This window comes from Arthrobacter sp. YD4 (assembly GCF_030410515.1).
Classification (GTDB): Bacteria; Actinomycetota; Actinomycetes; order Actinomycetales; family Micrococcaceae; genus Arthrobacter.
The window spans coordinates 143,162-166,879 of sequence record NZ_JAUHHD010000003.1; the positions used below are offsets into that span (position 1 = coordinate 143,162).

The window sequence follows — 23,718 nt, forward strand, 5'->3', positions numbered from 1 at the left end:
GCCGCAGACTCCCGCAGACTCCGGCGCGGCCCCGGCCCGGCCGTCATGAACGCCCCGGGCACGGCGAAGGCCCGCACCGATGGTGCGGGCCTCCGTTTTCTCCGGTCGGGTCCGGGGAGTCAAGCCGGACCCGGAAAGGGAGGTTGGTGGTGGTTACTTCGGCATCAGCACGGAGTCGACCATGTACACGGTGGCGTTGGCGGTCTTGACACCGCCGCAGACGACGTTGGCGCCGTCGACCATCAGGGCGTCCTTGCTGCCGGTCACGGTGACCGAGCCGCCCTCAACCGTCTTGTGGGTGCCCACGATCTGGTCCGGGGAGATCTTGCCCGGAACAACGTGGTAGGTCAGGATCTTGCTCAGCAGGGCGTCGTCCGACTTGAGCTTGTCGATCGTGGCCGCGTCGATCTTCTTGAAGGCGTCATCGGTCGGGGCGAAGACGGTGAACTCGCTGCCGTTCAGGGTGTCCACCAGGTTGACCTTGGGGTTGAGCTTGCCGGAGACGGCGGCGGTCAGCGTGGTGAGGATCGGGTTGTTAGAGGCCGCGGTGGCTACCGGGTCGAGAGCCATGCCGGACACGGAGCCCGCACCGCTGGGGACCTGGGCGGCGTAGGCGGCGCAGCCGGAGCCGACCAGGTTGGCGGCCGGGTCCATGGCGCCGGCAGAGGCGCTCATCGACGGCGAGGCGCTCATGGAGGGGGAGGCTGCCATGCTCGACGCGGACGGGGCCGCAGCCGGGGCCGACGAGCTGGAGGAGCCGGTGGTGGATCCGCCGCAGGCGGTCAGGCTCAGCATGGCGACGGCGGCGATGCCGGAAACGGCGAGCGTGGTGCGCTTGATGGTCTGCATTGTGAATCTCCTTAGTTGTGCCGAGGTAATGCGTGCAACGGAGGGTTGTTCCGGTGCTGCTGTTGTTCGACTGGCGGGCACCGACCCTTGGTTGGTGTCTCACTGAAGATTCGGGCGATGGGGCCGGGGGGATGGGTGGGATTGCAGAAATATTTTTAAAACGGGAAAACCCCGGCCAGAGACCGGGGTTTTCCGAGGTGCGCAAGGGGGGACTTGAACCCCCACGCCCGAAGGCACAGGAACCTAAATCCTGCGTGTCTGCCAATTTCACCACTCGCGCGCGGCGCCGTCGTCGGCGGATCCGGGGGGACCCGGCGTCGGACGCCAGGGACCATTCTACAGATCGAGCTTGAGGTCCCGCCGCAGTTTGGCCACGTGGCCCGTGGCGCGGACGTTGTACTGGGCCAGGGCCACCTTGCCGTCCGGTCCCACCACCACGGTGGAGCGGATCAGCCCGTCGTAGGTCTTGCCGTAGTTTTTCTTCTCGCCCCAGGCGGCGTACGCCTCCGCGACCTTGTGGTCCGGATCGGACAGCAGCGGGAAGGTCAGGCCCTCGTCCTCGGCGAACGTGGCGAGTTTAGCGACGGGGTCGGGGGAGATGCCGACGACCTCGTAGCCGGCGGCGGAGAGCGAGGCGAGGGAGTCCCTGAAATCGCAGGCCTGCTTGGTGCAGCCCGGGGTCGCGGCCGCCGGGTAGAAGTAGACGACGGTGCTGCGGCCCTTGAAGTCCTTGAGGCCCACGGTGCGGCCGGTGGAATCCTGGAGGCTGAAATCGGGCGCGGTGTCGCCGGGAACGAGTCGTTCTGCCACGGTGGGCTCCTGTTCTGGGACGCTCCGAAGAGCGGATGTGACGGACGGAACCCCAGCTTAGTGAGCGCCTGAACCGACGACGAATCAGGGATTCGGTATACTGCTTACTATGCCCGATTTGGATCGCTGGCCCACTGGCCGCCTTTTGTCCACGGCAGCACGCCTGGTTGAGCACTCCTGGAATGAAAAGCTGGGAGCAATCGGCCTTACCCACGCGGGGGTCATCGCGATGGAAGTGCTCTCCGTCCATGGCCCCATGACCCAGGCGCAGCTGGCGCAACTGGTGCGTGTCCAGGCGCAGACGATGGGCAAGACCCTCAGCCGCCTCGAGGCGCACGGCCACATTTCCCGTGAGCGCAGCGTCTCCGACCGCCGCAGCCACGTGGTGACGCTGACCGACCGTGGCCGGGAGGCCGTCGTCGCCGCCGCGGACATGGAACGCTCCGTGCTCGCCGCCGCGTCCATCGACCCGGATACCCTTCGCCACGAACTGCAGGCCGTGGTGCGTGAACTTGCAAACCGCATCTCCTCCACCGAGGACGCCAAGGACATCGTCGACGCGCCGGCACCCAAGGTGTCGGCGGACGCAGGCACGCTCTCCTAGCCGGTCCTTTCTGGCCGGCGCCGTCCCGCCCCCGGGAGCACGGCGCGAACTGCGTGTCACGCCCCGGGGTGCCGGTCGACCTCGCATAGGGTTGTGTGCCATGGACACGTCGCACCCGCCGGAGCTGGAAGGGCAGACCTCGATCAATGAGCTGCTCGACGAGCCCGTGGGCGCAGATCCCGTCCAGTTGGTCCTGCCCCTGCTCTTCCACCCGGCGCTCCGCGTCCGCGGCTGAGCCCGCGCCGGAGGTTGCCATGACCGATCACCGCTGTGCGCGCCGCCCCTCCCCGGGAGCCGTTGCCGCGACTCTGGCCGCCACGGTCCTGGCCCTCACGATCTCCGCGGCACCGGCGAAGGCCGAGACCTGCGCACCCGTGATCGTGTTGCCCCTCGGGCCCTGCCAGCCGACGGCACCGTCCAGTCCCAGGCCCACGGCCACCGCTAGCCCGGCGCCTGCCCCCACCACAGCCCCCGTGGCCCCTGCACCAGCCCCGGCCGTTCCCGCTCCCGTGGCCCCGGCACCGGTTTCCCCGGCGGACCGGGCCGCCCCGGCCGCCTCCGGTGTGCCGCCGGCAACGACGGCGCCTGCCACACCCACGAGCCCCGCGTCCCCGTCCCGGGCGCCCTCCGCTTCCGTTCCGCCGCAGCCCGCCGCCCCTACCCTGACGGCGGCCGCTCCGACGGCCGGAGGCGCCACGGACGCGCCGGAACCGGGGGAGCGGGGCACCATGGGGCTGGGGGCCGCCCTGCTGGCCGGCGGCGGCGTCCTGGTCTCGGCATCAGCTGCCCTGGGACTGCGCGCCCGCCGCCTCCGACTGCGGTGACCGGAACCCCCTCGCCGCAGCGGCTCCCTGCCTTCGGGTAGTCCACCTTGCCGCCCGAAACCCGCGCAGACACAAAAAAGCCGCTCCAACTCCGACTTTCATCGGTGTTGGAGCGGCTTCTCCAGTGGTGCACCCCCCGGGACTCGAACCCGGAACCCATTGATTAAGAGTCAATTGCTCTGCCAGTTGAGCTAGAGGTGCAGCTGTTGTTTTCGTTCCCCCGGGCTGTTTATTTCCCGCGGTGTTCTCCGCAACGACATGAAACTCTACACGAGATTTGCCGGAGTGCGAAATCGGGGCCCGGGAGGTTGTCCAGGCGGGCGGGACGACGCGCGGCAACCCCGCAATTCCGCGGATTTCCGGGCCTCCGGGGCCCGCACGCTTGCCCTTGAAAGGATGCCGGGAGGGGTGGCGGGCCCGCGTAGAAAGTGTGAAGTGAGCCACAGTGCGGGAGGGTCAGAGCCTGACGCGGCGGGGCGGGCGGAACCCGGCGGCCTCGGCGTGCGCGGCCGACTCGAACCACACCCCGGCCCGGGCCTCCTCGTAGCCCTGGCTGGTCTCCTCAAAGTACGTCATGGTTTCCGCGTCACCCTTGACGGTGAAGTCGGCCGGGCCGCTGCCGTCGGCGGCCGGTGCGGCCGAGCCGACGCCGTAAGGCTGCTCGGCGGCAAGGTGGCCGGCGGGCTCCGGCTCGGGCATCGGCTCGTGGACGGGGGCATGCGCCGGTTCGTGAGCGGGTTCGGTCGCCGGTTCGTGCACCTGCTCCTGGGTCGGGGGAGCAGTGTGGCTGGCCGAGCCCTCGACGGCGGCCGAGGATGCCGCCGCCTGCAGGGTCTCCGCTTCTGCGGCCTCGGCCGCCGCGGACTCCGCCCCTGGGAGAGTGGGCGCGTGCGGTCCGGTGTACTCCGGGTGGTGCACCGGCGCGGCTTGGGCTTCCGCGGGGGCAGCCTCAGCAGGGGCTGTCTGGGTAGCGGGCTCAGGTGCGGCGGTGGGTTCTGAGGCGGCGGCCGGTGCTGCGGCCGGCGCGGGCTCGGGGGCCGGTGCGGGTACGGGGACAGGCGCCGCGGCTGCCGGAGCAACGGGTTCCCGCTCGGCGGACCGCGGCGTGCTGCCGGCGGCCGGTGCACCGGCGGACTGCGTGCCGGAAGCCTGGGTGCGGCCGCCGCGCCGGCTGTTGCGGTTCAGGAGCGTCCACACCACCGCGACGATCAGCACGATGACAATGAGCCAGATAATCCAATCCATGGCCGGATCCTTCGGGTCGGGCGGCAGGGTTGCCGTGTGCTTGACGTTACGTCCGGCCCTCGCGGGTGTCCAGCAACGCCCGGGCCGCCCGTGTAGCCTCGGCTCATGGACTTCAAGAGGCTGCGGATCCTCCGCGAACTGGCGGACCGCGGCACCGTCGGGGCCACCGCGGAGGCCATGCAGGTCACCCCGTCTGCCGTCTCCCAGCAGCTGAAAACGCTGCAGGAGGAACTCGGGGTGGTGCTGGTCGAGAAGTCCGGGCGGGGCGTCCGCCTGACCGAGGCCGGCCTGGCGATGGCCGGCGCCGCGGCCGAGGTGTCTACCGCCATGGCCCGGGCCGAGGCCACCATCGACACCTACCGCCGCGGCTGGCAGACACGGGTGAGCGCGGCGTTCTTCCCCAGCGCCGCGGAAATGTTCCTGCCCGGCCTGCTGCATCGGGTCCGCGAGATCGACGGGCTGCGCTTCGAGGCCCATTTCGAGGACCCCGGCGTCGCCGGCTTCGCCGCCCTGGCCGCCGACTACGACGTCGTCCTCGCGCACAGCGTGGACGGCCCCGAGGTCTTCGCCCGGCAGGGCCTGGAGGTGGTCCCGCTCCTCGAAGAGCCGCTGGACGTTGCGGTTCCCGCGGGGCATCCGCTCGCGGCCAAGGCCAGCCTCAGTGCCCAGGACGTCATCGGCTGCCCGTGGATGGGCGTGCCGGACGGCTTCCCCTTCGATACCGTGCTGCGCCAGATCGAGATGCAGGCAGACTCCCCGGCGCTGCGGGCCCAGCTCTACCCGGATTTGCGCGTCCTCGAGGCCCTGGTCAGTGCCGGGCACGGGCTCAGCCTGCTGCCGCGCTACACGGCCCTGAAGAACCAGGGCCGCGGCTTCGTGCTGCGCCCCCTCCGGGGCGTGAAGGCGAGCCGCAGCATCGTGGTGCTGGCCCGCCCCGAGGCCGCGGCACGCACCACCATCCAGGAAGTGATCGCCCTGTTGCAGGCCGAGGCGCGGGCGGTGGCGTTGGCGCCGGAACTCCGTGGCGGAGATCACGGAAAACCCGCGGGCCACGCGGCGGCTTCCGTAGTCTAGGACGCGAGTCCGCTGTGGGGGCGGAAATATTCCGGAATTGCCGCTTAATCCGGCCGGGCGGCTCGTTGGCATCCTCGCCGGACCCATAGACTTTGAGCCATGAGCCAGGACACCGAAGCCGCAGCAGTTGCCACCCCGGACATCAAGCCCCGCAGCCGCGTCGTCACCGATGGCATCCACGCAGCGCCCGCCCGCGGCATGTTCCGCGCCGTCGGCATGGGCGACGACGACTTCGCCAAGCCGCAGGTGGGCGTCGCCAGTTCGTGGAACGAAATCACCCCCTGCAACCTCTCCCTGAACCGGCTGGCCCAGGGCGCCAAGGAAGGCGTCCACGCCGGCGGCGGCTTCCCGATGCAGTTCGGCACCATTTCCGTCTCGGACGGCATCTCCATGGGCCACGAGGGCATGCACTTCTCCCTGGTCTCCCGCGAAGTCATCGCCGACTCCGTCGAGACCGTCATGCAGGCCGAGCGGATCGACGGCTCCGTCCTGCTGGCCGGCTGCGACAAGTCCCTCCCCGGCATGCTGATGGCGGCGGCCCGCCTGGACCTCTCCAGCGTCTTCCTCTACGCCGGCTCGATCATGCCCGGCTGGGTCAAGCTCGAGGACGGCTCGGAAAAGGAAGTCACCCTCATCGATGCCTTCGAAGCCGTGGGCGCCTGTGCCGCCGGCAAGATGAGCATGGAGGACCTGACCCGCATCGAAAAGGCCATCTGCCCGGGCGAAGGCGCCTGCGGCGGCATGTACACCGCCAACACCATGGCCTGCATCGGCGAGGCCCTGGGCATGTCCCTCCCCGGTTCCGCGGCCCCGCCCTCGGCCGACCGCCGCCGCGACGACTTCGCGCGCAAGTCCGGCGAAGCCGTGGTGAACCTGCTCCGCCTCGGCATCACCGCCCGCGACATCATGACCAAGAAGGCCTTCGAAAACGCCATCGCCGTCACCATGGCCTTCGGCGGTTCCACCAACGCGGTCCTGCACCTGCTCGCGATCGCCCGCGAGGCCGAGGTCGAGCTGACCCTGGACGACTTCAACCGCATCGGCGACAAGATCCCCCACCTGGGCGACCTCAAGCCCTTCGGCCGCTACGTCATGACCGACGTCGACAGGATCGGCGGCGTGCCCGTGATCATGAAGGCGCTGCTCGACGCCGGCCTCCTGCACGGGGACTGCCTCACCGTGACCGGCAAGACCGTCGCGGAGAACCTGGACGCTATCAACCCGCCGGACGTCGACGGCAAGATCCTCCGCGCCCTGGACAACCCGATCCACAAGACCGGCGGCATCACCATCCTGCACGGCTCGATGGCCCCGGAAGGCGCCGTCGTCAAGAGCGCCGGCTTCGACGCCGACGTCTTCGAGGGCACCGCCCGCGTCTTCGAACGCGAGCAGGGCGCCCTGGACGCGCTGGACAAGGGTGAGATCAAGGCCGGCGACGTCGTCGTCATCCGCTACGAGGGCCCCAAGGGCGGCCCGGGCATGCGCGAGATGCTCGCCATCACCGGCGCCATCAAGGGTGCCGGCCTCGGCAAGGACGTACTGCTGCTGACCGACGGACGCTTCTCCGGCGGTACCACCGGCCTCTGCATCGGCCACGTCGCGCCGGAAGCGGTTGACGGCGGCCCGATCGCCTTCGTCAAGGACGGCGACCGGATCCGCGTCGACATCGCAGCCCGCTCCTTCGACTTGTTGGTCGAGCCCGCCGAGCTGGAAGCCCGCAAGGAAGGCTGGCAGCCGCTCCCGGCCCGCTACACCAAGGGCGTGCTCGCCAAGTACGCCAAGCTCGTCCACAGCGCCTCCACCGGCGCCTATTGCGGGTAGTGCCCGGCCTGGGGCCGCGGCGCGACGCCGTGGCCCCCGTTCAGCAGGTGGACAATGGTGTCCAAATAGTGAGACAGGCGGCGGCCTCGTTGACACCCGTCTCGCTCAGAGGGAAAACTGAACGCATGACCGCAATCGTTACCGCCGGCATTGCTGCAGGTGTATCCGTCGTCCTTACCAAGCGCGTGGCCTCATAGCCTCCACTGGTAACGAACCGTCACGCGCAAACCCCTCGAAGAGCCGGCAGGCTGAGGGGTTTTTTTATTTCCGCTTCACCCGTACCGCCAGCACCACACGATCACTGTAGATCCACCCGAAGATCCACCTAAGGAAGAGTCCGATGAGCAAAGGATCGCCGATCAGCCCCTCGCTGATGGCTACGAAGTCCGCTGGAGCGCACAAAGTTCCGGAACGCGTCGAACGACCGGCCGACACCGCCGTCGTCGAGCATGCTGCTGCCTCTCCCGTCCTTGGGCCGAACAACGTCGTACCCCCGACGGTGATGACCGGCTCGCAAGCAATCGTCCGCGCACTCGAAGAACTCGGCGTCGAGGACATTTTCGGTTTGCCCGGTGGCGCGATCCTGCCCACCTATGACCCTTTGATGGCCTCCAGGATGAATCACGTCCTGGTCCGTCACGAACAGGGAGCCGGCCACGCCGCGCAAGGCTATGCCATGGTTACCGGACGGGTGGGCGTCTGCATCGCCACCTCCGGCCCCGGTGCCACCAACCTCGTTACCGCCATCATGGATGCCCACATGGACTCCGTGCCGATGGTGGCCATCACCGGCCAGGTCTCCAGCGGAGTCATCGGCACCGATGCCTTCCAGGAAGCCGACATTGTCGGCATCACCATGCCGATCACCAAGCACTCGTTCCTGGTCACCGACGCCAACGACATTCCCCACGTGATGGCGGAGGCGTTCCACCTCGCCTCGACCGGCCGCCCCGGCCCGGTCCTAGTGGACGTGGCCAAGGACGCCCAGCAGTCCGAGATGACCTTCTCCTGGCCGCCGAAGATCGACCTGCCCGGCTACCGCCCGGTGCTCCGCGGCCACAGCAAGCAGGTCCGGGAGGCGGCACGCCTGATCGCGGCAGCCAAGAAGCCGGTCCTGTACGTCGGCGGCGGTGTGGTCAAGGCCCACGCCTCCGCGGAGCTGCGGGAACTGGCCGAGCTTTCCGGCGCCCCCGTGGTCACCACCCTGATGGCCCGCGGCGTTTTCCCCGACTCCCACCCGCAGCACGTCGGCATGCCCGGCATGCACGGCACGGTCTCGGCCGTCACCGCGCTGCAGCAGTCGGACCTGCTGATCACCCTCGGCGCCCGCTTCGATGACCGGGTCACCGGCATCCTCTCCTCCTTTGCCCCCAATGCAAAGGTGATCCACGCGGACATCGACCCCGCGGAAATCTCCAAGAACCGCACCGCGGACGTGCCGATCGTGGGTTCGGTCAAGGAGATCATCCCCGAACTGAGCGAAGCCCTGCGTCTGCAGTTCGAGGAATCCGGCACCCCGGACCTGGCCAACTGGTGGGCCTTCCTGAACAACCTCAAGGAGACCTACCCGCTCGGCTGGACCGAACCCGACGACGGCCTGACCGCTCCGCAGCGGGTCATCGAGCGGATCGGTGCCCTGACCGGCCCCGAAGGCGTCTACGTGGCCGGCGTGGGCCAGCACCAGATGTGGGCCTCGCAGTTCATCAAGTACGAGCGCCCGCACGCCTGGCTGAACTCCGGCGGCGCCGGCACCATGGGCTACGCCGTGCCCGCGGCGATGGGCGCCAAGGTGGGCAACCCGGACCGCGTGGTCTGGGCGATCGACGGCGACGGCTGCTTCCAGATGACCAACCAGGAACTGGCCACCTGCGCGATCAACAACATCCCCATCAAGGTCGCCGTCATCAACAACTCCTCCCTGGGCATGGTCCGCCAGTGGCAGACCCTGTTCTACGAGGGCCGTTACTCCAACACGGATCTCAACACCGGCCACGACACCGTCCGCATCCCGGACTTCGTCAAGCTCGCCGACGCCTACGGCTGCGCGGCCCTGCGCTGCGAACGCGACGAGGACATCGACGCAACCATCCAGAAGGCCCTGGAAATCAACGACCGTCCCGTGGTGATCGACTTCGTCGTCAGCCCCAACTCCATGGTCTGGCCGATGGTGCCCGCCGGAGTGAGCAACGACCAGATCCAGGTTGCCCGGAACATGACCCCGGACTGGGAAGAAGAGGACTGACCATGACCCGCCACACACTCTCCGTCCTGGTCGAGGACAAGCCCGGCGTGCTGACCCGCGTGGCCAGCCTCTTCGCCCGGCGCGCCTTCAACATCAACTCCCTGGCCGTCGGCCCGACCGAGGTCGCCGGCATCTCCCGGATGACCGTCGTCGTCGACGCCGACGGCGAGCTGATCGAACAGGTCACCAAGCAGCTGAATAAGCTGGTCAACGTGATCAAGATCGTCGAGCTCACCCCAGAATCTTCCGTACAGCGCGACCACATCCTGGTCAAGGTACGGGCGGACGCCGCAACCCGGCTGCAGGTAACCCAGGCAGCCGACCTCTTCCGCGCATCGGTGGTCGACGTCTCCACAGAGTCGGTCGTCATCGAGGCCACCGGCCACCCCGACAAGCTCACGGCATTGCTCTCGGTGCTGGAGCCCTTTGGCATCCGCGAAATCGTGCAGTCCGGCACCCTGGCCGTCGGCCGCGGGTCCCGCTCGATGAGCGACCGGGCCCTGCGCTCCGCGTAGGCGGCGCCGCACCTGCAGCACAGCGCCACACGAATTCACAGACAACACCCCACGAATCCATTAATAAGGAGACACCCCAGTGACTGAAATGTTTTACGACGACGACGCCGACCTGTCGATCATCCAGGGCCGCACCGTCGCCGTGATCGGTTACGGATCCCAGGGCCACGCCCACGCCCTCAGCCTGCGCGATTCCGGTGTTGACGTCCGCGTCGGACTCAAGGAAGGTTCGAAGTCCCGCGCCAAGGCCGAGGCGGAGGGCCTGCGCGTCCTCAACGTCGCCGACGCCGTCGCAGAGGCCGACCTGATCATGGTCCTCACCCCGGACCAGGTCCAGCGCCACGTCTACGCCGAGGACATCGCCCCGAACCTGCAGGCCGGTGACGCCCTGTTCTTTGGCCACGGCTTCAACATCCGCTACGGCTACATCCAGCCGCCGGCCGATGTCGACGTCGCCCTGGTCGCCCCGAAGGGCCCGGGCCACATCGTCCGCCGCGAATTCGAGGCCGGCCGCGGCGTGCCGGACCTGATCGCCGTCGAGCAGAACCCGTCCGGCAAGGCCAAGGAACTGGCCTTGTCCTACGCCAAGGCCATCGGCGGCACCCGCGCCGGCGTCATCGAGACCACCTTCACCGAAGAGACCGAAACCGACCTCTTCGGCGAGCAGGCGGTCCTCTGCGGCGGCGCCTCGCAGCTGATCATGTACGGCTTCGAGACCCTGACCGAGGCCGGCTACAAGCCCGAGGTCGCCTACTTCGAGGTGCTGCACGAGCTCAAGCTGATCGTCGACCTGATGGTCGAGGGCGGCATCGCCAAGCAGCGCTGGAGCGTCTCCGACACCGCCGAGTACGGCGACTACGTCTCCGGCCCGCGGGTCATCACCCCCGAGGTGAAGGAGAACATGAAGGCCGTCCTCAAGGACATCCAGGACGGCACCTTCGCCAAGCGCTTCATCGACGACCAGGACGCCGGCGCACCGGAGTTCAAGGCCCTTCGCAAGAAGGGTGAGGACCACCCGATCGAGGCCACCGGCCGGGAACTGCGCAAGCTCTTCTCCTGGATCAAGAACGAAGACGACTACACCGAAGGATCAGTCGCCCGCTAGGGAACTGACCGGCAGGGGGAGCCGGACACCCGCAACGGGGGTCCGGCTTTCCCTGTGTTTACCTGCACCATCTGTTTACCCGCACCATCGATTCACCAAAATCCCCACCTGAATACAAGAGAGCTAAAGAGGTCACCGGTGACAAGCACCAAACCTGTCGTACTCCTCGCCGAGGAACTTTCGCCCGCCACAGTCGAGGCCCTCGGCCCGGACTTCGAGATCCGCCAGACCGACGGCGCCGACCGTTCCCAGCTGCTCTCGGCGATCGCCGACGTGGACGCGATCCTGATCCGCTCGGCCACCCAGGTCGACGCCGAGGCCATCGCCGCGGCAAAGAACCTCAAGGTCATCGCCCGCGCCGGCGTCGGACTCGACAACGTGGACATCAAGGCCGCCACCCAGGCCGGCGTCATGGTGGTCAACGCCCCGACGTCAAACATCGTCTCCGCCGCGGAACTGACCGTCGGCCACATCCTGAGCCTGGCCCGGCACATCCCGCAGGCCTCCGCGGCGCTCAAGGACGGCGAGTGGAAGCGCTCCAAGTACACCGGTACCGAACTGTTCGAGAAGAAGATCGGCATCATCGGCCTCGGCCGCATCGGCGCCCTGGTCGCGGCCCGGCTGAAGGGCTTCGACACCAAGATCCTCGCCTATGACCCCTACATCACCTCCGCCCGGGCCGCCCAGCTCGGTGTGCAGCTGGTGACCCTGGACGAGCTGCTGGCCCAGTCCGACTTCATCACCATCCACATGCCCAAGACGCCGGAAACGGTCGGCATGCTCGGCGCCGACGCGTTCCGGAAGATGAAGCCCACCGCGTACGTCGTCAACGTCGCCCGCGGCGGCTTGGTGGATGAGGAAGCCCTCTACACCGCGCTGGAGTCCGGCGAGATCGCCGGCGCCGGTGTCGACGTGTTCGTCAAGGAGCCAAGCACCGACCTGCCCTTCTTCAAGCTCGACAACGTGGTGGTCACCCCGCACCTGGGCGCCTCCACCGACGAGGCCCAGGAGAAGGCCGGCGTCTCGGTGGCCCGGTCCGTCCGCCAGGCCCTGGCCGGCGAGCTGGTCCCGGATGCCGTGAACGTCGCCGGCGGCGTGATCGCCCCCGACGTGCGCCCGGGCATCCCGCTGATCGAGAAGCTCGGCCGGATCTTCACCGCCATGACCCACGCGTCGCTGACCCAGTTCGACGTGGAGGTCGCCGGCGAGATCTCCGAACTGGACGTCAAGGTCCTCGAACTCGCCGCGCTCAAGGGCATCTTCGCCGACGTCGTCACCGAGCAGGTCTCCTACGTCAACGCCCCGGTGATCGCCGAGCAGCGCGGCATCAACGTCCGGCTGATCACCACCCCGGACACCGAGTCCTACCGCAACGTCCTGACCCTGCGCGGGGCGCTCAGCGACGGCAGCCAGATCTCCGTGGCCGGCACCCTGACCGGGCCCAAGCAGATCGAGAAGCTGGTCGGCATCAACGGCTTCGAGGTCGAAATCCCGATCAGCGAGCACCTCGTGGTGGTCGCCTACTCGGACCGCCCCGGCGTGATCGGCACCATCGGCCACATCCTCGGCATGAACAACATCAACATCGCCGGCATGCAGGTGGCCCGGCAGGCCGAGGGCGGCCAGGTGCTCGCCCTGCTGACCATCGACAGCTCCGTGCCCCAGCAGGTCCTCGACGCCATCAAGGCCGGCATCGGCGCCGAGATGGTGCGCGAAGTGGACCTCGAGGACTAAGCACCCTTACCGGTTTGCCTGCGGCGGCGCGTCCGCCGCAGGCGTCCGGGAACCACCGGCCGGTCTGCGTACAATAGCTACGTCCGATTCCAGGATGTGGCCGGCAGACCGGCCTTTACTTTTGCACGCCCGGCAGGGGAAGCCTTCTCATCCGCGCCGAGAACCCGCGGATTCGAACAGCGGCGTGTGCACGCAATCCAGCTTTCAGGAGCCCAATGAACGCCGTCCAAAGGTTCATCAGAAGCAGAGTGCTTTTGCTGACCGCGTCCATTTTGATCGTCGCCATGTGCCTGTCCGTCCTCGTGCAGGGACAGTCCCAGGCGGCGCTCAACCGCACCGTCGACCAGAACTCGCGCGGCCTCTACGACATCCTGGTCCAGGCCAAGGCCAGCTCGTCCGGAGCGTTGATGCAGCCGGACATCGCCACCGGCCAGGGCGGCATCGGCTTCGACCAGCTCGACGCCATCCGGAAGCTCTCCGGCACCTCCGTTGCCGCGCCGATCAGCCTGGTCTCGCGTGTCTCGCAGAACCTGGAGGCGCCCCGCCTCGACGCCACCGACTACCTGGGCTACAACGCCGGCCTGGCCGGCACCGCCGGTGACCCCACCGCCACGGACCCCTCCAAGTGGCCCGCCGCGCAGTCCGTCCTCAGCGACACCCCCAAGAAGTACCGCCTGACCGCCAGCGCCGTCAGCTCCAACGGCTCCAGCGAACAGACGCTGTTCAAGACCACCGCCGAGGGCACCCTCGGCAAGGGCAAGCTGGTCGAGGAACAGGTCGCCGGCGGCAAGAACGTCCGCATCGCGGGCCCGGCGGGGGAGACCGGCATCAAGTTCCCGGCCCCGGCCGGTGGCTCCGAGCACACCCTCTTCAACCTCTCCGTGGCGCTGCCCCTGGCGCCGCAGGTCACCGAGTCCGTTGTCGCCGTCGACCCCGTCGCCGAACGCGCCCTGCTGGGCGGTGCCGGCGACTTCCTGGCACCCCTGGAGAAGGCCCCGCCCGCCGACGCCCGCGACGCCGGCGCGATCGGCCGCCACTTCGAGAGCCTCTTCACCAGCGGCATCACCATGGACCAGCTCAAGGAAGGCCCCGACTTCCTGGGCGTGAAGCTCAAGTACTGGGCGCCGCTGATGACCCAGTACCAGCAGGCCAAGAACGCCGGCCAGCTCACCGCCGACTCGCAGGCCATCCCGCTGATCGTCCGCTCCGGCACCTCCCTGGACCTGAAGTACTCGGTCAAGATCGAGGAAATCGACAACGCCGGCAATGTCACCAAGGACGTCGGCACCGTGACCCGGTCGCTGGACAAGGATTACCTGCCGTTCGTCTCGAAGGCCCCGTTCGACCTGGCCTGGCCCGGCTCCAAGGACCTCAGCTCGCTGATGGGCGACACCGGCGGCTTCGGCCAGGGCCTCTACAACCCCGCCATCTGGAGCACCGACTTCGCCACCGCGCCGAAGTACAAGGACGGCCAGACCGCCGGCAACGGCGCCGTCGAAAAGTCCGCCGTCCCCGGTGAGTGGGTCACCGTGAACCGGCTCCCCGAGAAGGGCGCCAACGGTGCCGCCGTCGACCAGACCCAGCGCACCCCGGTGGACGAGCGCTCCTACCGGGAGAACCTGCAGACGGGCAAGAAGCCGGCGACGCCGCTGCCCATGGTCTACGGCACCTTTGATCCGGCCAAGGTGCAGGAGGCCGCCGGCGACGTCAACCGCCTCCCGCTGGGCGGCTACGACCCGACGCCGATGACCCTGACCAAGGACGGCTCCGGCAAGGACACCACCCCCACCGCCCTCAAGCCCTCGCTCAGCGCCACGGGCCTGGTCAGCCAGTCCGCCGGCGCCATCACCGACTACTACGGCCTGGCCGCCGCCCGCGGCTACGACAAGAACGCCTCCGTCATCGACGCCGTGCGGGTCCGAGCCAAGGTCGACGGCACCTGGAAGCAGGCGCAGCCCGAGGTCGAGAAGCTCGCCAACCAGATCCGGGACATGGGCCTGGAGGCCACCGTGGTGGCAGGCTCCGCCCGCGAGGACGCCAGCATCTTCGTGCCCGGCTACTCCAAGGACGACGCCGCCAAGGAATCCCCGCTGGGCACCGTCACGCAGTCGTGGGTGCGGCAGAACGCAGCCGACGCCGTGACCGGCTCGCTCTCCGGGACCAACCTCACCCTGCTGTTCCTGACCCTCTGCGGGGCCGCCCTGCTGACCGGCGCCTCCACCGTCAGCTACGTCCGCAAGCGCCGCCGCGAGGCCGGAACCCTGCGCGCCATGGGCTGGACCCAGCGCCGGATCCGCACCTGGGTGCTGGCCGAGTTCGGAGTCGGCGCCGCGGCGCTGGCCGCCGCCGGGATCATCCTGAGCCTGGTCAGCTGGAACCCGGCCACCGCGATCGTCTCCGCCTCGGTCCTGGTGCTCTACTGCGCCGCGGCCTTCTTCGCCGCCCAGCAGCTGCGCCACCGTGAGGTGATCGACCAGGAACCCCAGCATGACGAGCGGCTCATCCCGGTCGACTCCCCGCTGACCTTCGCCAGCCGGCAGCTGAGCACCAACAAGTTCAACACCGGCTCCCTGGCGATCGCCGTCGGCGTCTTCGGCGCCGCGGTGGGCGGCCTCGCGGCCCTGCTGATCGACATCCCGCGCGCCGCCGGCGCCAGCGCCCTCAGCGGCGTAGCCGCCGCCAGCATCGCCCTGCCCAGCATCATCCTGGGCATCTCCGGGGTTGCCGTGGGCCTGCTGCTGACCATGGTCACCGGCCGGTTCGAGCTCGCCGCCAAGCGCCAGTACCTGGGCACGCTGCAGGCGATGGGCTGGAACCCGGACATGCTGGGCCAGGTCCGCTTCTTCGAAAATGCCATGGTGGGAACCATCGGCCTGCCCCTGGGCGTCCTCGGTGCCCTGGGCGTGGGCCTCATCCTCGCCCCCTACGCCGCACTCTGGGCCGCCGTCGCCGGCCTGGTCGCGGTCCTCTGCTGGATCCCGATTGCAACGAAAGTAGTCCAATGACCAACGAGCTGAACCTTGACCGGGAAGCACACGACCGGATGACCACCAGCACCCGCCGTGCGGCGGCGCAGAAGACCCGCGCCAACACGATCGTGCGGCCGACGGACCACGCCACGCCGCTGGAGCTGAGCAACATCACCATCCACTACGGCGGCGGCAAGAACGGCGCCGAAGCCGTCAACGTCGTGGATGACTTCAACATGACGCTGCACGCCGGCGAGATGCACTGCGTCGCCGGCCGCTCCGGCTCCGGCAAGACCAGCATCCTCACCGTCGGCGCGGGCCTGACCCTGCCGACGTCGGGCCGGGTGTTCTGGGAGGGCGACTCGCTGGAGACCATGGGCGACGACGAGATCGCCGACCGCCGCCGCGCGCTGATCGGCTACGTGGACCAGGGCGGCGCCCTGATCGACGGCATGAGCGCGCTGGAGAACGTCCTGCTGCCGGCCGTCCCGGACGGCGAGGTCGAACAGCGCCGCGACATGGCCAAGGACCTCCTGGACCTGGTGGGCCTGGGCCGGCGCATGCGCCACCGCCCCGCCCAGCTCTCCGGCGGCGAACGGCAGCGCGTGGCGATCGCCCGTGCGCTGATCCTGGGCACCCGGGTGCTCGTGGTGGACGAACCGACCGCCAGCCTGGACCGGGCCTCGGCCAACCGCATCATCAGCATCCTCAAGGACACCACCTCGGACGGCATCGCCGTGCTGGTCGCTTCACATGACCACGAACTTGTCCGCCAGAGCGATACCCTCACCGAACTGATTTAGGTTTAACCCGTGACGTCTTCCGAAAAGCCCCCGTTCTACATCACCACCGCCATCACCTACCCGAACGGCGTGCCGCACATCGGCCACGCCTACGAATACATCGCGACCGATGCGATGGCACGGTTCAAGCGGCTGGACGGCTACGACGTCTTCTTCCTCACCGGGACCGACGAGCACGGGATGAAGATCGCCCAGACGGCCGAGAAGGAAGGCATTCCGCCCAAGGAACTGGTCGACCGGAATGCGGAGATCTACCAAGCCGCGCACGCTGCCCTGGGGATCTCCTACGACCGCTTCATCCGGACCACGGACGCCGACCACTACGCCGCGTCGCAGGCCATCTGGAAGAAGATGGAAGCGAACGGGGACATTTACCTGTCCAACTATGAGGGCTGGTATTCGGTCCGCGACGAGGCCTACTACGGCGAAGACGAGACCGTGGTCAAGGACGACGGCCTCCGCTACTCGCGGGAGACGGACACGCCGGTCACCTGGACCGCCGAGGAGAGCTACTTCTTCCGGCTCTCGGCCTACCAGGACAAGCTGCTGGCCCTGTACCAGGCACACCCCGAGTTCGGTGCACCCCAGTCACGGTTCAACGAGGTCATCAGCTTCGTCAAGCGCGGCCTGGAGGACCTCTCCATCAGCCGGACCACCTTCGACTGGGGCGTGCCCGTCCCGGGCAGCGACGGGCACGTCATGTACGTGTGGGTGGACGCGCTCACCAACTACCTCACCGGCGTCGGCTACCCGGACCTCGACTCCGACTCCTTTAAGAAGTACTGGCCGGCCGACGTGCACGTGATCGGCAAGGACATCTCCCGGTTCCACGCCATCTACTGGCCCGCCTTCCTGATGTCCGCCGGGCTGGAGCTGCCCAAGCGCATCATGATTCACGGCTTCCTGCACAACAACGGCGTCAAGATGTCCAAGTCGCTCGGCAACGTGGTGGCGCCGGCGGACTTCGTCGCTCAGTACGGCCTGGACCAGGTGCGGTACTTCTTCCTCCGGGAAGTCCCCTTCGGCGCCGACGGCAACTACAACCACGAGGCGATCGTCGGCCGGATGAACGCGGACCTGGCCAACAACTTCGGCAACCTGGCCCAGCGGTCCCTGTCCATGGTCGCCAAGAACTGCGAGTGCAAGGTCCCCGTCCCGGCCGCCTTCAGCGCCGAGGACGACGCCCTGCTGGGACAGGCCCGCGGCCTGCTGGAGACCGCCCGGGCCGCGTTCGAGAAGCAGGAATTCAGCCGCGCGCTGGAGGCCATCTGGAATGTCCTGGGCGACACCAATGCCTACTTCGCCGAGCAGGCTCCGTGGGTGCTGCGGAAGACCGACGTCGAACGGATGAACACGGTCCTCTACGTCACCCTCGAGGTGTTGCGGAACGTCGCCATCCTGGCGCAGCCGGTGATGCCGACGGCGGCCGGCGCCATCCTGGACAGCCTCGGCCAGCCCGAGGGGGAGGCCCGCAGCTTCGCCGCGCTGGCCACGCCGATCGAGGCCGGCACCGCCCTGCCCGCGCCGGCCCCGGTCTTCCCGAAGTACGAGGAACCCGCGGAGGCCTGAGCCACCGGCCCGAACTCCGCGGACACCCCCGGCACGCCGCCGGGGGTGTTCGTATTTTGAGACGGATTGCCCAGCATGCGGATGGCCTTACTACCCTGAAGGTATGAGCGAATCCACGATCGACCTGGCCGTTATCCCCGGCGACGGCATCGGCCCCGAGGTCGTAGCCGAAGCCCTCAAGGTGCTCGAGAAGGCCGCCGCGGCCGAGGGCATCGTGTTGCAGCAGACCCACTACGACCTCGGCGCCACGCACTGGCTGGCCACGGGGGAGACCCTGCCCGAGGAGACCCTGGCGGACCTGCGCGGCCGCGACGCCATCCTCTTCGGCGCCGTCGGCGCCGCTCCCGGGGACACCCGGATCCCGTCCGGCATCATCGAGCGCGAACTGCTGCTCAAGCTCCGCTTCAGCCTGGACCACTACGTGAACCTGCGCCCCTCCAAGCTGTACGCCGGCGTCGGCAGCCCGCTGGCCAACCCCGGCGAGGTTGACTTCATCGTGGTCCGCGAGGGTACCGAGGGCCCGTACGTCGGCAACGGCGGCACCCTGCGCAGCGGCACCCCGCACGAGGTCGCCACCGAGGTCTCGCTGAACACCGCCCACGGCGTCGAGCGCGTGGTCCGGGACGCCTTCCGCCGCGCCAACGAACGCCCGCGCAAGAAGCTGACCCTGGTGCACAAGCACAACGTGCTGGTCTACGCCGGCCACCTCTGGAAGCGCACCGTGGAGGCCGTCGCCCAGGAGTTCCCCGAGGTCAGCCACGATTACCTGCACGTGGACGCCGCCACCATCTTCATGGTCACGGACCCTGCCCGCTTCGACGTGATCGTCACCGACAACCTCTTCGGCGACATCCTCACCGACCTCGCCGCGGCCATCACCGGCGGCATCGGCCTGGCCGCGTCCGGCAACATCAACATGGACCGCACCGCGCCGTCGATGTTCGAACCCGTCCACGGCTCCGCCCCGGACATCGCCGGCCAGCAGAAGGCCGACCCGAGCGCCGCGATTCTTTCCGCGGCCCTGCTGCTGGACCACCTCGGCTACGGCGCGGCCGCGCGGCGGATCGAGGCGGCCGTGACCGCCGACGTCGAGGCCCGCGACGGGAGCTTCCGCAGCACGGCGGCGATCGGCGATGCCATCGCGGCCGCCCTCTGACGCCCGGGCGTAAGCTAGTTTCGACTCACCAATTTGCTGCCGTGGTCCGAGGATGAACCACGTTCACACCGCCAGGCAGCCGACCATGGAGGAACCATGACCCAGACTGCCCATGGCGTCGAATTCGCGCAGCGGCTCTCGGCGAACCCGAAGTCCGCGGAAGAGCGCGCAGCCATCCTGGCGAACCCGGGATTCGGCGACTACTTCACCGACCACACCGCGATCGTCGACTATAGCGTCGACGCCGAGGGCAAAGGCGGCTGGCACGACGCCCGGATCGAACCCTACGGTCCGATCATGCTGGACCCCTCCGCCGCGGTCCTGCACTACGGCCAGGAAATCTTCGAGGGCCTGAAGGCCTACCGCCACGCGGACGGCTCCGTCTGGACGTTCCGGCCCGAGGCCAACGCCGCCCGGCTGAAAAAGTCCGCCCGCCGGCTCGCACTGCCGGAACTGCCCGAGGAATACTTCCTCGCCGCCATCCGCGAACTGGTCTCCGTCGACCGTGACTGGGTTCCCTCCGGCGACGGCGAGGCCCTGTACCTGCGGCCGTTCATGATCGCCACCGAGGCGTTCCTGGGCGTCCGGGCGGCCCGCGAGGTCTCCTTCCGCGTTATCGCCTCCCCGGCCGGCAACTACTTCGGCGGCGAGCTCAAGCCGGTTTCCATCTGGATCTCCCGCGAATACGCCCGCGCCGGCCGCGGCGGCACCGGTGCCGCCAAGTGCGGCGGCAACTACGCCGCGTCGCTGATCGCCCAGCAGGAGGCCGAGGCCAACGGCTGCAAGCAGGTGCTCTTCCTGGACCAGTTCAACGACAACGCCGTCGAGGAACTCGGAGGCATGAACGTCTTCTTTGTGATGAAGGACGGCTCCCTGGTCACCCCGGCGCTCTCCGGCACCATCCTGGAGGGCGTCACCCGCTCCTCGGTGATCCAGGTGGCCCGCGACATGGGCCGCGAGGTCACCGAACGGAAGATCACCCTGGACGAGTGGCGCGACGGCGTGGCCTCCGGTGAGATCGCCGAGGTCTTCGCCTGCGGCACCGCCGCCGTGATCACCCCGATCGGCGTGCTCAAGGACGCCACCGAGTTCATCGGCTCCGAGGACGCCAAGGCCGGCGAGACCACCATGGCCATCCGCGAACAGCTGCTCGGCATCCAGACCGGCACGGTCGAGGACACCCACGGCTGGCTGACCCGCCTGGCGTAAGCACTCCGGCCCTGCCCTCCGGGCGGGCGCGGTGGGAAGATGGGACTGTGATCCATGACGACGTCCGGGCCCCGGTCCGGAGTACCGACCTGACCGCCTTCCATCTGGCGCCCAACCCGGGGCCGATGAGCCTGCACGGGACCAACTCGTACGTGCTCTCGGCCCCGGGGGCCTCCGCCGTCGTGGTGGTGGACCCGGGCCCGCTGGATGAGGAGCATCTGGCCGCGCTCGGCCGGGCCGGGACGGTGGAACTGATCCTGATCACCCACCGCCACGCCGACCACACGGCAGCGGCCGCCCGGTTCGCGGAGCTGACCGGCGCCCCCGTGCGGGCCGCCGACCCCGCGCACTGCCACGGCGCCGAACCGCTGGCCGACGGTGAGGTGCTGCACGCCGCCGGCGTCGAGATCCGGGTGCTGGCGACGCCGGGCCACACCTCCGACTCCGTCTGCTTCCATCTGCCCGGCGACGGCGAACACGGCTCGGTCCTCACCGGCGACACCGTCCTTGGCGTCGGGACCACGGTGCTGGACTACCCCGACGGGCGGCTGGGGGACTATCTCGACTCGCTCGACCAGCTGGAGCGGATCGGCCCGGCGACGGTCCTGCCGGCCCACGGGCCCATCCTCCCCGCGCTGGACACGATCGTCCGGGCCTACCGCGACCACCGCCAGGACCGGCTCTCCCAGATCCGCTCCGCCCTGGCCGAACTCGGCGGGGACGCCGGCGTCGTGGAGGTGGCCGACGCCGTCTACGCCGCCGTCGACCCCTCCGTCCGGCCCGCCGCCGAACTGTCCGTCGCCGCGCAGCTGGACTACCTGCGCGGACGGTAGGCTAGGGCGCATGCGTATCGCCCGGTTTGTAGTTGATTCTGATCCCCTTTACGGCATCGTCGAAGGCGAGCCCGGCAGTGAGGTCATCACTGTCATCCACGGCGACCCCTTCTTCAACGGCGTCGAACGGACTTCCGTGAAGCACCAGCTGGAGGACGTCCGCCTGCTCGCGCCGATCATCCCGCGCAGCAAGGTCGTCGGCGTCGGCCGCAACTTCGTGGAGCACGCCCACGAACTCGGCAACGAGGTGCCCGCCCAGCCGCTGCTGTTCCTCAAGCCCAACACCTCCGTGGTGGGCCCGAACGACCCCGTGGTCCTGCCCGAGTTCTCCGAGGAGATCTCCTTCGAAGCCGAACTGTGCGTCGTGATCGGCCGGATCTGCAAGGACGTCCCCGAGGAGCGTGTGGACGACGTCGTCTTCGGCTACACCTGCGGCAACGACCTCACCGCCCGGGACGTCCAGAAGACCGACCTGCAGTGGGCCCGCGCCAAGGGCTTCGACACGTCCGCCCCGCTGGGCCCCTGGATTGAAACCGAACTGGACACCGAGGACCTGCAGATCCAGGGCCGCCTGAACGGCGAACTGCGCCAGGACGGCAACACCAACCAGATGATCCGCGGTGTCCGCGAGCTGGTCTCGATCGTCTCGCACGCCTTCACCCTGCTGCCCGGCGACGTCATTATGACCGGCACCCCGGCCGGCGTCGGCCTCGTCCAGGCCGGGGACCGCTACGAGGTGGAGATCGAGGGCATCGGACGCCTCTCCAACCCGATCGTCCGCCGGTAGGAAGTTGGCGCACGCGGTAAAGTTGGTACCACTATGACTACTCCCACCTTCTCCAGCTCTGCCACCACGGACCCGAACCGTGAAGCCCCCCGCGAAGTCACCGCGGACACCCCGGTCCGGGTCCGGTTCTGCCCCTCGCCCACCGGAACCCCGCACGTCGGCCTGATCCGCACCGCCCTGTTCAACTGGGCCCACGCGAAGCACACCAAGGGCACGTTCGTCTTCCGGATCGAGGACACGGACGCGGCGCGCGACTCGGAGGAGAGCTACCAGCAGCTGCTGGAGGCGCTGAAGTGGCTCGGCATCAGCTGGGAAGAGGGCGTCGAGGTGGGCGGCCCGCACGAACCCTACCGCCAGTCGCAGCGCCTGGACCTCTACAAGGACGTGGTGGCCAAGCTCGTCGCAGGCGGCTACGCCTACGAGTGCTACTCCTCCCCGGAGGAAGTCGAGGCACGCCACCGCGCCGCCGGCCGCGACCCGAAGCTTGGCTACGACAACTTCGACCGGAACCTCTCCGAGGAACAGCTCGCCGCGTTCCAGGCCGAGGGCCGGCAGCCGGTGTTGCGGATGCGGATGCCCGACGAGGATGTCACCTTCACCGACATGGTCCGCGGCGAGATCACCTTCAAGGCCGGCAGCATCCCGGACTACGTGATCGTCCGCGCCGACGGTTCGCCGCTCTACACCCTGGTCAACCCGGTGGACGACGCGCTGATGGGCATCACCCACGTCCTCCGCGGCGAGGACCTGCTCTCCTCCACGCCCCGCCAGGTGGTGCTGTTCCGGGCGCTGATGGAGATCGGCGTCGCCAGCTACCTGCCCGAGTTCGGCCACCTGCCCTACGTCATGGGCGAGGGCAACAAGAAGCTCTCCAAGCGCGATCCGCAGTCCAACCTCTTTCTGCTGCGCGACCGCGGCTTCATCCCCGAGGGCCTGCTTAACTACCTCTCGCTGCTGGGCTGGAGCCTCTCCGCGGACGAGGACATCTTCACCGTGGAGCAGTTGATCGAGAACTTCGACGTCCACGACGTGCTGGCCAACCCGGCCCGCTTCGACCTCAAGAAGGCCGAGGCCATCAACGGCACGCACATCCGCATGCTCGACGCCGAGGACTTCCGCGGCCGGCTGGTCCCGTACCTGCAGGCCGCCGGCCTGGTGGGGGAGACGCTCACCGCGCGCGAAGAGGAGATCCTCGCCGAGGCTGCGCCGCTGATCCAGGAGCGCATCTCGCTCCTCGGCGAAGCGCCCGAGATGCTCGCCTTCCTCTTCAAGGCCGACGACGCGGTGGACGTGGCCGACGACGCCCGCAAGGGACTCCCGGAGAACCTCACCGAAGTCCTCGACGCCGCACTGGCCTCGCTGGAACCGCTGCAGGAGTGGACCGCGGAGAGCATCCAGGCCGCCCTGAAGGAATCGCTGGTCGAGGGCCTCGGCGTCAAGCCCCGGCTGGCGTTCGGCCCGGTCCGCACGGCCATCTCCGGCCGCCGGATCTCCCCGCCGCTGTTCGAGTCCATGGTCATCCTGGGCCGGGACTCGTCCCTGGCCCGCCTGCGCGCCTTCCGCGGCTGA

At 68.8% G+C, this 23,718-nt stretch carries 20 protein-coding genes and 2 tRNA genes; 17 read left to right on the plus strand and 5 right to left on the minus strand.

What is annotated here, in order from left to right:
- Nucleotides 1-153: 153 nt before the first annotated feature.
- From QWJ39_RS09085 to bcp, 3 genes are all read right to left on the minus strand, one after another.
- Nucleotides 154-849, minus strand: a complete 696-nt coding sequence (locus QWJ39_RS09085) for a fasciclin domain-containing protein (protein ID WP_290257468.1) — start codon at nucleotides 847-849, stop codon at nucleotides 154-156.
- Nucleotides 850-1,047: 198 nt separating this feature from the next.
- Nucleotides 1,048-1,129 (minus strand) — tRNA-Leu (locus QWJ39_RS09090).
- Between the two features lie 56 nt (nucleotides 1,130-1,185).
- Nucleotides 1,186-1,659: a thioredoxin-dependent thiol peroxidase gene (gene bcp, locus QWJ39_RS09095; protein WP_290257469.1), complete on the minus strand. Its 474-nt coding sequence runs from the start codon at nucleotides 1,657-1,659 to the stop codon at nucleotides 1,186-1,188.
- A 109-nt stretch (nucleotides 1,660-1,768) separates the two neighbouring features.
- Between bcp and QWJ39_RS09100 the strand changes: the two genes are divergently transcribed.
- The 3 genes from QWJ39_RS09100 to QWJ39_RS09110 all read left to right on the plus strand — a co-directional run bounded on the left by QWJ39_RS09100 (nucleotide 1,769) and on the right by QWJ39_RS09110 (nucleotide 3,087).
- The gene (locus tag QWJ39_RS09100; protein ID WP_290257470.1) at nucleotides 1,769-2,263 is read left to right on the plus strand and encodes a MarR family transcriptional regulator; all 495 of its coding nucleotides are present in this window, start codon (nucleotides 1,769-1,771) and stop codon (nucleotides 2,261-2,263) included.
- A gap of 100 nt (nucleotides 2,264-2,363) precedes the next feature.
- On the plus strand, nucleotides 2,364-2,498 hold the full coding sequence (locus QWJ39_RS09105; protein ID WP_290257472.1) for a hypothetical protein: 135 nt from the start codon (nucleotides 2,364-2,366) through the stop codon (nucleotides 2,496-2,498).
- A gap of 19 nt (nucleotides 2,499-2,517) precedes the next feature.
- Nucleotides 2,518-3,087: a hypothetical protein gene (locus tag QWJ39_RS09110; protein WP_290257473.1), complete on the plus strand. Its 570-nt coding sequence runs from the start codon at nucleotides 2,518-2,520 to the stop codon at nucleotides 3,085-3,087.
- Between the two features lie 125 nt (nucleotides 3,088-3,212).
- Here QWJ39_RS09110 and QWJ39_RS09115 read toward each other — a convergent pair.
- Nucleotides 3,213-3,288, minus strand: a tRNA-Lys gene (locus tag QWJ39_RS09115).
- 255 nt (nucleotides 3,289-3,543) lie between these two features.
- Complete coding sequence (locus tag QWJ39_RS09120) at nucleotides 3,544-4,332, minus strand: hypothetical protein (RefSeq protein WP_290257475.1); 789 nt, start codon at nucleotides 4,330-4,332, stop codon at nucleotides 3,544-3,546.
- Nucleotides 4,333-4,437: 105 nt separating this feature from the next.
- On the opposite strand from QWJ39_RS09120, the gene QWJ39_RS09125 reads away from it, so the two are divergent.
- The 14 genes from QWJ39_RS09125 to gltX all read left to right on the plus strand — a co-directional run bounded on the left by QWJ39_RS09125 (nucleotide 4,438) and on the right by gltX (nucleotide 23,718).
- Entirely contained in the window at nucleotides 4,438-5,406 is a 969-nt protein-coding gene (locus QWJ39_RS09125) for a LysR family transcriptional regulator (RefSeq protein WP_290257476.1), read from the plus strand.
- Between the two features lie 99 nt (nucleotides 5,407-5,505).
- Nucleotides 5,506-7,227, plus strand: a complete 1,722-nt coding sequence (ilvD, locus tag QWJ39_RS09130) for a dihydroxy-acid dehydratase (protein ID WP_290257477.1) — start codon at nucleotides 5,506-5,508, stop codon at nucleotides 7,225-7,227.
- A 340-nt stretch (nucleotides 7,228-7,567) separates the two neighbouring features.
- Nucleotides 7,568-9,469: an acetolactate synthase large subunit gene (locus tag QWJ39_RS09135; protein ID WP_290257478.1), complete on the plus strand. Its 1,902-nt coding sequence runs from the start codon at nucleotides 7,568-7,570 to the stop codon at nucleotides 9,467-9,469.
- Nucleotides 9,470-9,471: 2 nt separating this feature from the next.
- Nucleotides 9,472-9,984 carry an acetolactate synthase small subunit gene (gene ilvN, locus QWJ39_RS09140; protein ID WP_290257479.1) on the plus strand — a complete coding sequence of 171 codons (513 nt, stop codon included), beginning with the start codon at nucleotides 9,472-9,474 and terminating at the stop codon, nucleotides 9,982-9,984.
- 79 nt (nucleotides 9,985-10,063) lie between these two features.
- Nucleotides 10,064-11,089: a ketol-acid reductoisomerase gene (gene ilvC, locus QWJ39_RS09145; protein WP_290257480.1), complete on the plus strand. Its 1,026-nt coding sequence runs from the start codon at nucleotides 10,064-10,066 to the stop codon at nucleotides 11,087-11,089.
- Between the two features lie 138 nt (nucleotides 11,090-11,227).
- Nucleotides 11,228-12,823, plus strand: a complete 1,596-nt coding sequence (gene serA, locus QWJ39_RS09150; RefSeq protein ID WP_290257482.1) for a phosphoglycerate dehydrogenase — start codon at nucleotides 11,228-11,230, stop codon at nucleotides 12,821-12,823.
- Nucleotides 12,824-13,038: 215 nt separating this feature from the next.
- Nucleotides 13,039-15,828: an FtsX-like permease family protein gene (locus QWJ39_RS09155; protein WP_290257484.1), complete on the plus strand. Its 2,790-nt coding sequence runs from the start codon at nucleotides 13,039-13,041 to the stop codon at nucleotides 15,826-15,828.
- A 38-nt stretch (nucleotides 15,829-15,866) separates the two neighbouring features.
- On the plus strand, nucleotides 15,867-16,595 hold the full coding sequence (locus QWJ39_RS09160; RefSeq protein WP_290257870.1) for an ATP-binding cassette domain-containing protein: 729 nt from the start codon (nucleotides 15,867-15,869) through the stop codon (nucleotides 16,593-16,595).
- A 9-nt stretch (nucleotides 16,596-16,604) separates the two neighbouring features.
- Complete coding sequence (gene metG, locus QWJ39_RS09165) at nucleotides 16,605-18,164, plus strand: methionine--tRNA ligase (protein WP_290257485.1); 1,560 nt, start codon at nucleotides 16,605-16,607, stop codon at nucleotides 18,162-18,164.
- Nucleotides 18,165-18,267: 103 nt separating this feature from the next.
- On the plus strand, nucleotides 18,268-19,320 hold the full coding sequence (locus QWJ39_RS09170; protein WP_290257486.1) for a 3-isopropylmalate dehydrogenase: 1,053 nt from the start codon (nucleotides 18,268-18,270) through the stop codon (nucleotides 19,318-19,320).
- Between the two features lie 96 nt (nucleotides 19,321-19,416).
- Nucleotides 19,417-20,529, plus strand: a complete 1,113-nt coding sequence (locus QWJ39_RS09175; RefSeq protein WP_290257487.1) for a branched-chain amino acid aminotransferase — start codon at nucleotides 19,417-19,419, stop codon at nucleotides 20,527-20,529.
- Between the two features lie 47 nt (nucleotides 20,530-20,576).
- Complete coding sequence (locus QWJ39_RS09180) at nucleotides 20,577-21,362, plus strand: MBL fold metallo-hydrolase (protein WP_290257488.1); 786 nt, start codon at nucleotides 20,577-20,579, stop codon at nucleotides 21,360-21,362.
- A gap of 10 nt (nucleotides 21,363-21,372) precedes the next feature.
- On the plus strand, nucleotides 21,373-22,149 hold the full coding sequence (locus tag QWJ39_RS09185; protein ID WP_290257489.1) for a fumarylacetoacetate hydrolase family protein: 777 nt from the start codon (nucleotides 21,373-21,375) through the stop codon (nucleotides 22,147-22,149).
- 33 nt (nucleotides 22,150-22,182) lie between these two features.
- Complete coding sequence (gene gltX / locus QWJ39_RS09190) at nucleotides 22,183-23,718, plus strand: glutamate--tRNA ligase (RefSeq protein WP_290257491.1); 1,536 nt, start codon at nucleotides 22,183-22,185, stop codon at nucleotides 23,716-23,718.

What these genes read in the sequence shown, in the direction of transcription:
- QWJ39_RS09085 (WP_290257468.1), bottom strand. Translation starts at nt 849, where the DNA reads ATGCAGACCATCAAGCGCACCACGCTCGCCGTTTCCGGCATCGCCGCC.
- QWJ39_RS09100 (WP_290257470.1), top strand. Translation starts at nt 1,769, where the DNA reads ATGCCCGATTTGGATCGCTGGCCCACTGGCCGCCTTTTGTCCACGGCA.
- QWJ39_RS09105 (WP_290257472.1), top strand. Translation starts at nt 2,364, where the DNA reads ATGGACACGTCGCACCCGCCGGAGCTGGAAGGGCAGACCTCGATCAAT.
- QWJ39_RS09110 (WP_290257473.1), top strand. Translation starts at nt 2,518, where the DNA reads ATGACCGATCACCGCTGTGCGCGCCGCCCCTCCCCGGGAGCCGTTGCC.
- QWJ39_RS09120 (WP_290257475.1), bottom strand. Translation starts at nt 4,332, where the DNA reads ATGGATTGGATTATCTGGCTCATTGTCATCGTGCTGATCGTCGCGGTG.
- QWJ39_RS09125 (WP_290257476.1), top strand. Translation starts at nt 4,438, where the DNA reads ATGGACTTCAAGAGGCTGCGGATCCTCCGCGAACTGGCGGACCGCGGC.
- ilvD (WP_290257477.1), top strand. Translation starts at nt 5,506, where the DNA reads ATGAGCCAGGACACCGAAGCCGCAGCAGTTGCCACCCCGGACATCAAG.
- QWJ39_RS09135 (WP_290257478.1), top strand. Translation starts at nt 7,568, where the DNA reads ATGAGCAAAGGATCGCCGATCAGCCCCTCGCTGATGGCTACGAAGTCC.
- ilvN (WP_290257479.1), top strand. Translation starts at nt 9,472, where the DNA reads ATGACCCGCCACACACTCTCCGTCCTGGTCGAGGACAAGCCCGGCGTG.
- QWJ39_RS09155 (WP_290257484.1), top strand. Translation starts at nt 13,039, where the DNA reads ATGAACGCCGTCCAAAGGTTCATCAGAAGCAGAGTGCTTTTGCTGACC.
- QWJ39_RS09160 (WP_290257870.1), top strand. Translation starts at nt 15,867, where the DNA reads ATGACCACCAGCACCCGCCGTGCGGCGGCGCAGAAGACCCGCGCCAAC.
- QWJ39_RS09170 (WP_290257486.1), top strand. Translation starts at nt 18,268, where the DNA reads ATGAGCGAATCCACGATCGACCTGGCCGTTATCCCCGGCGACGGCATC.
- QWJ39_RS09175 (WP_290257487.1), top strand. Translation starts at nt 19,417, where the DNA reads ATGACCCAGACTGCCCATGGCGTCGAATTCGCGCAGCGGCTCTCGGCG.
- QWJ39_RS09185 (WP_290257489.1), top strand. Translation starts at nt 21,373, where the DNA reads ATGCGTATCGCCCGGTTTGTAGTTGATTCTGATCCCCTTTACGGCATC.
- gltX (WP_290257491.1), top strand. Translation starts at nt 22,183, where the DNA reads ATGACTACTCCCACCTTCTCCAGCTCTGCCACCACGGACCCGAACCGT.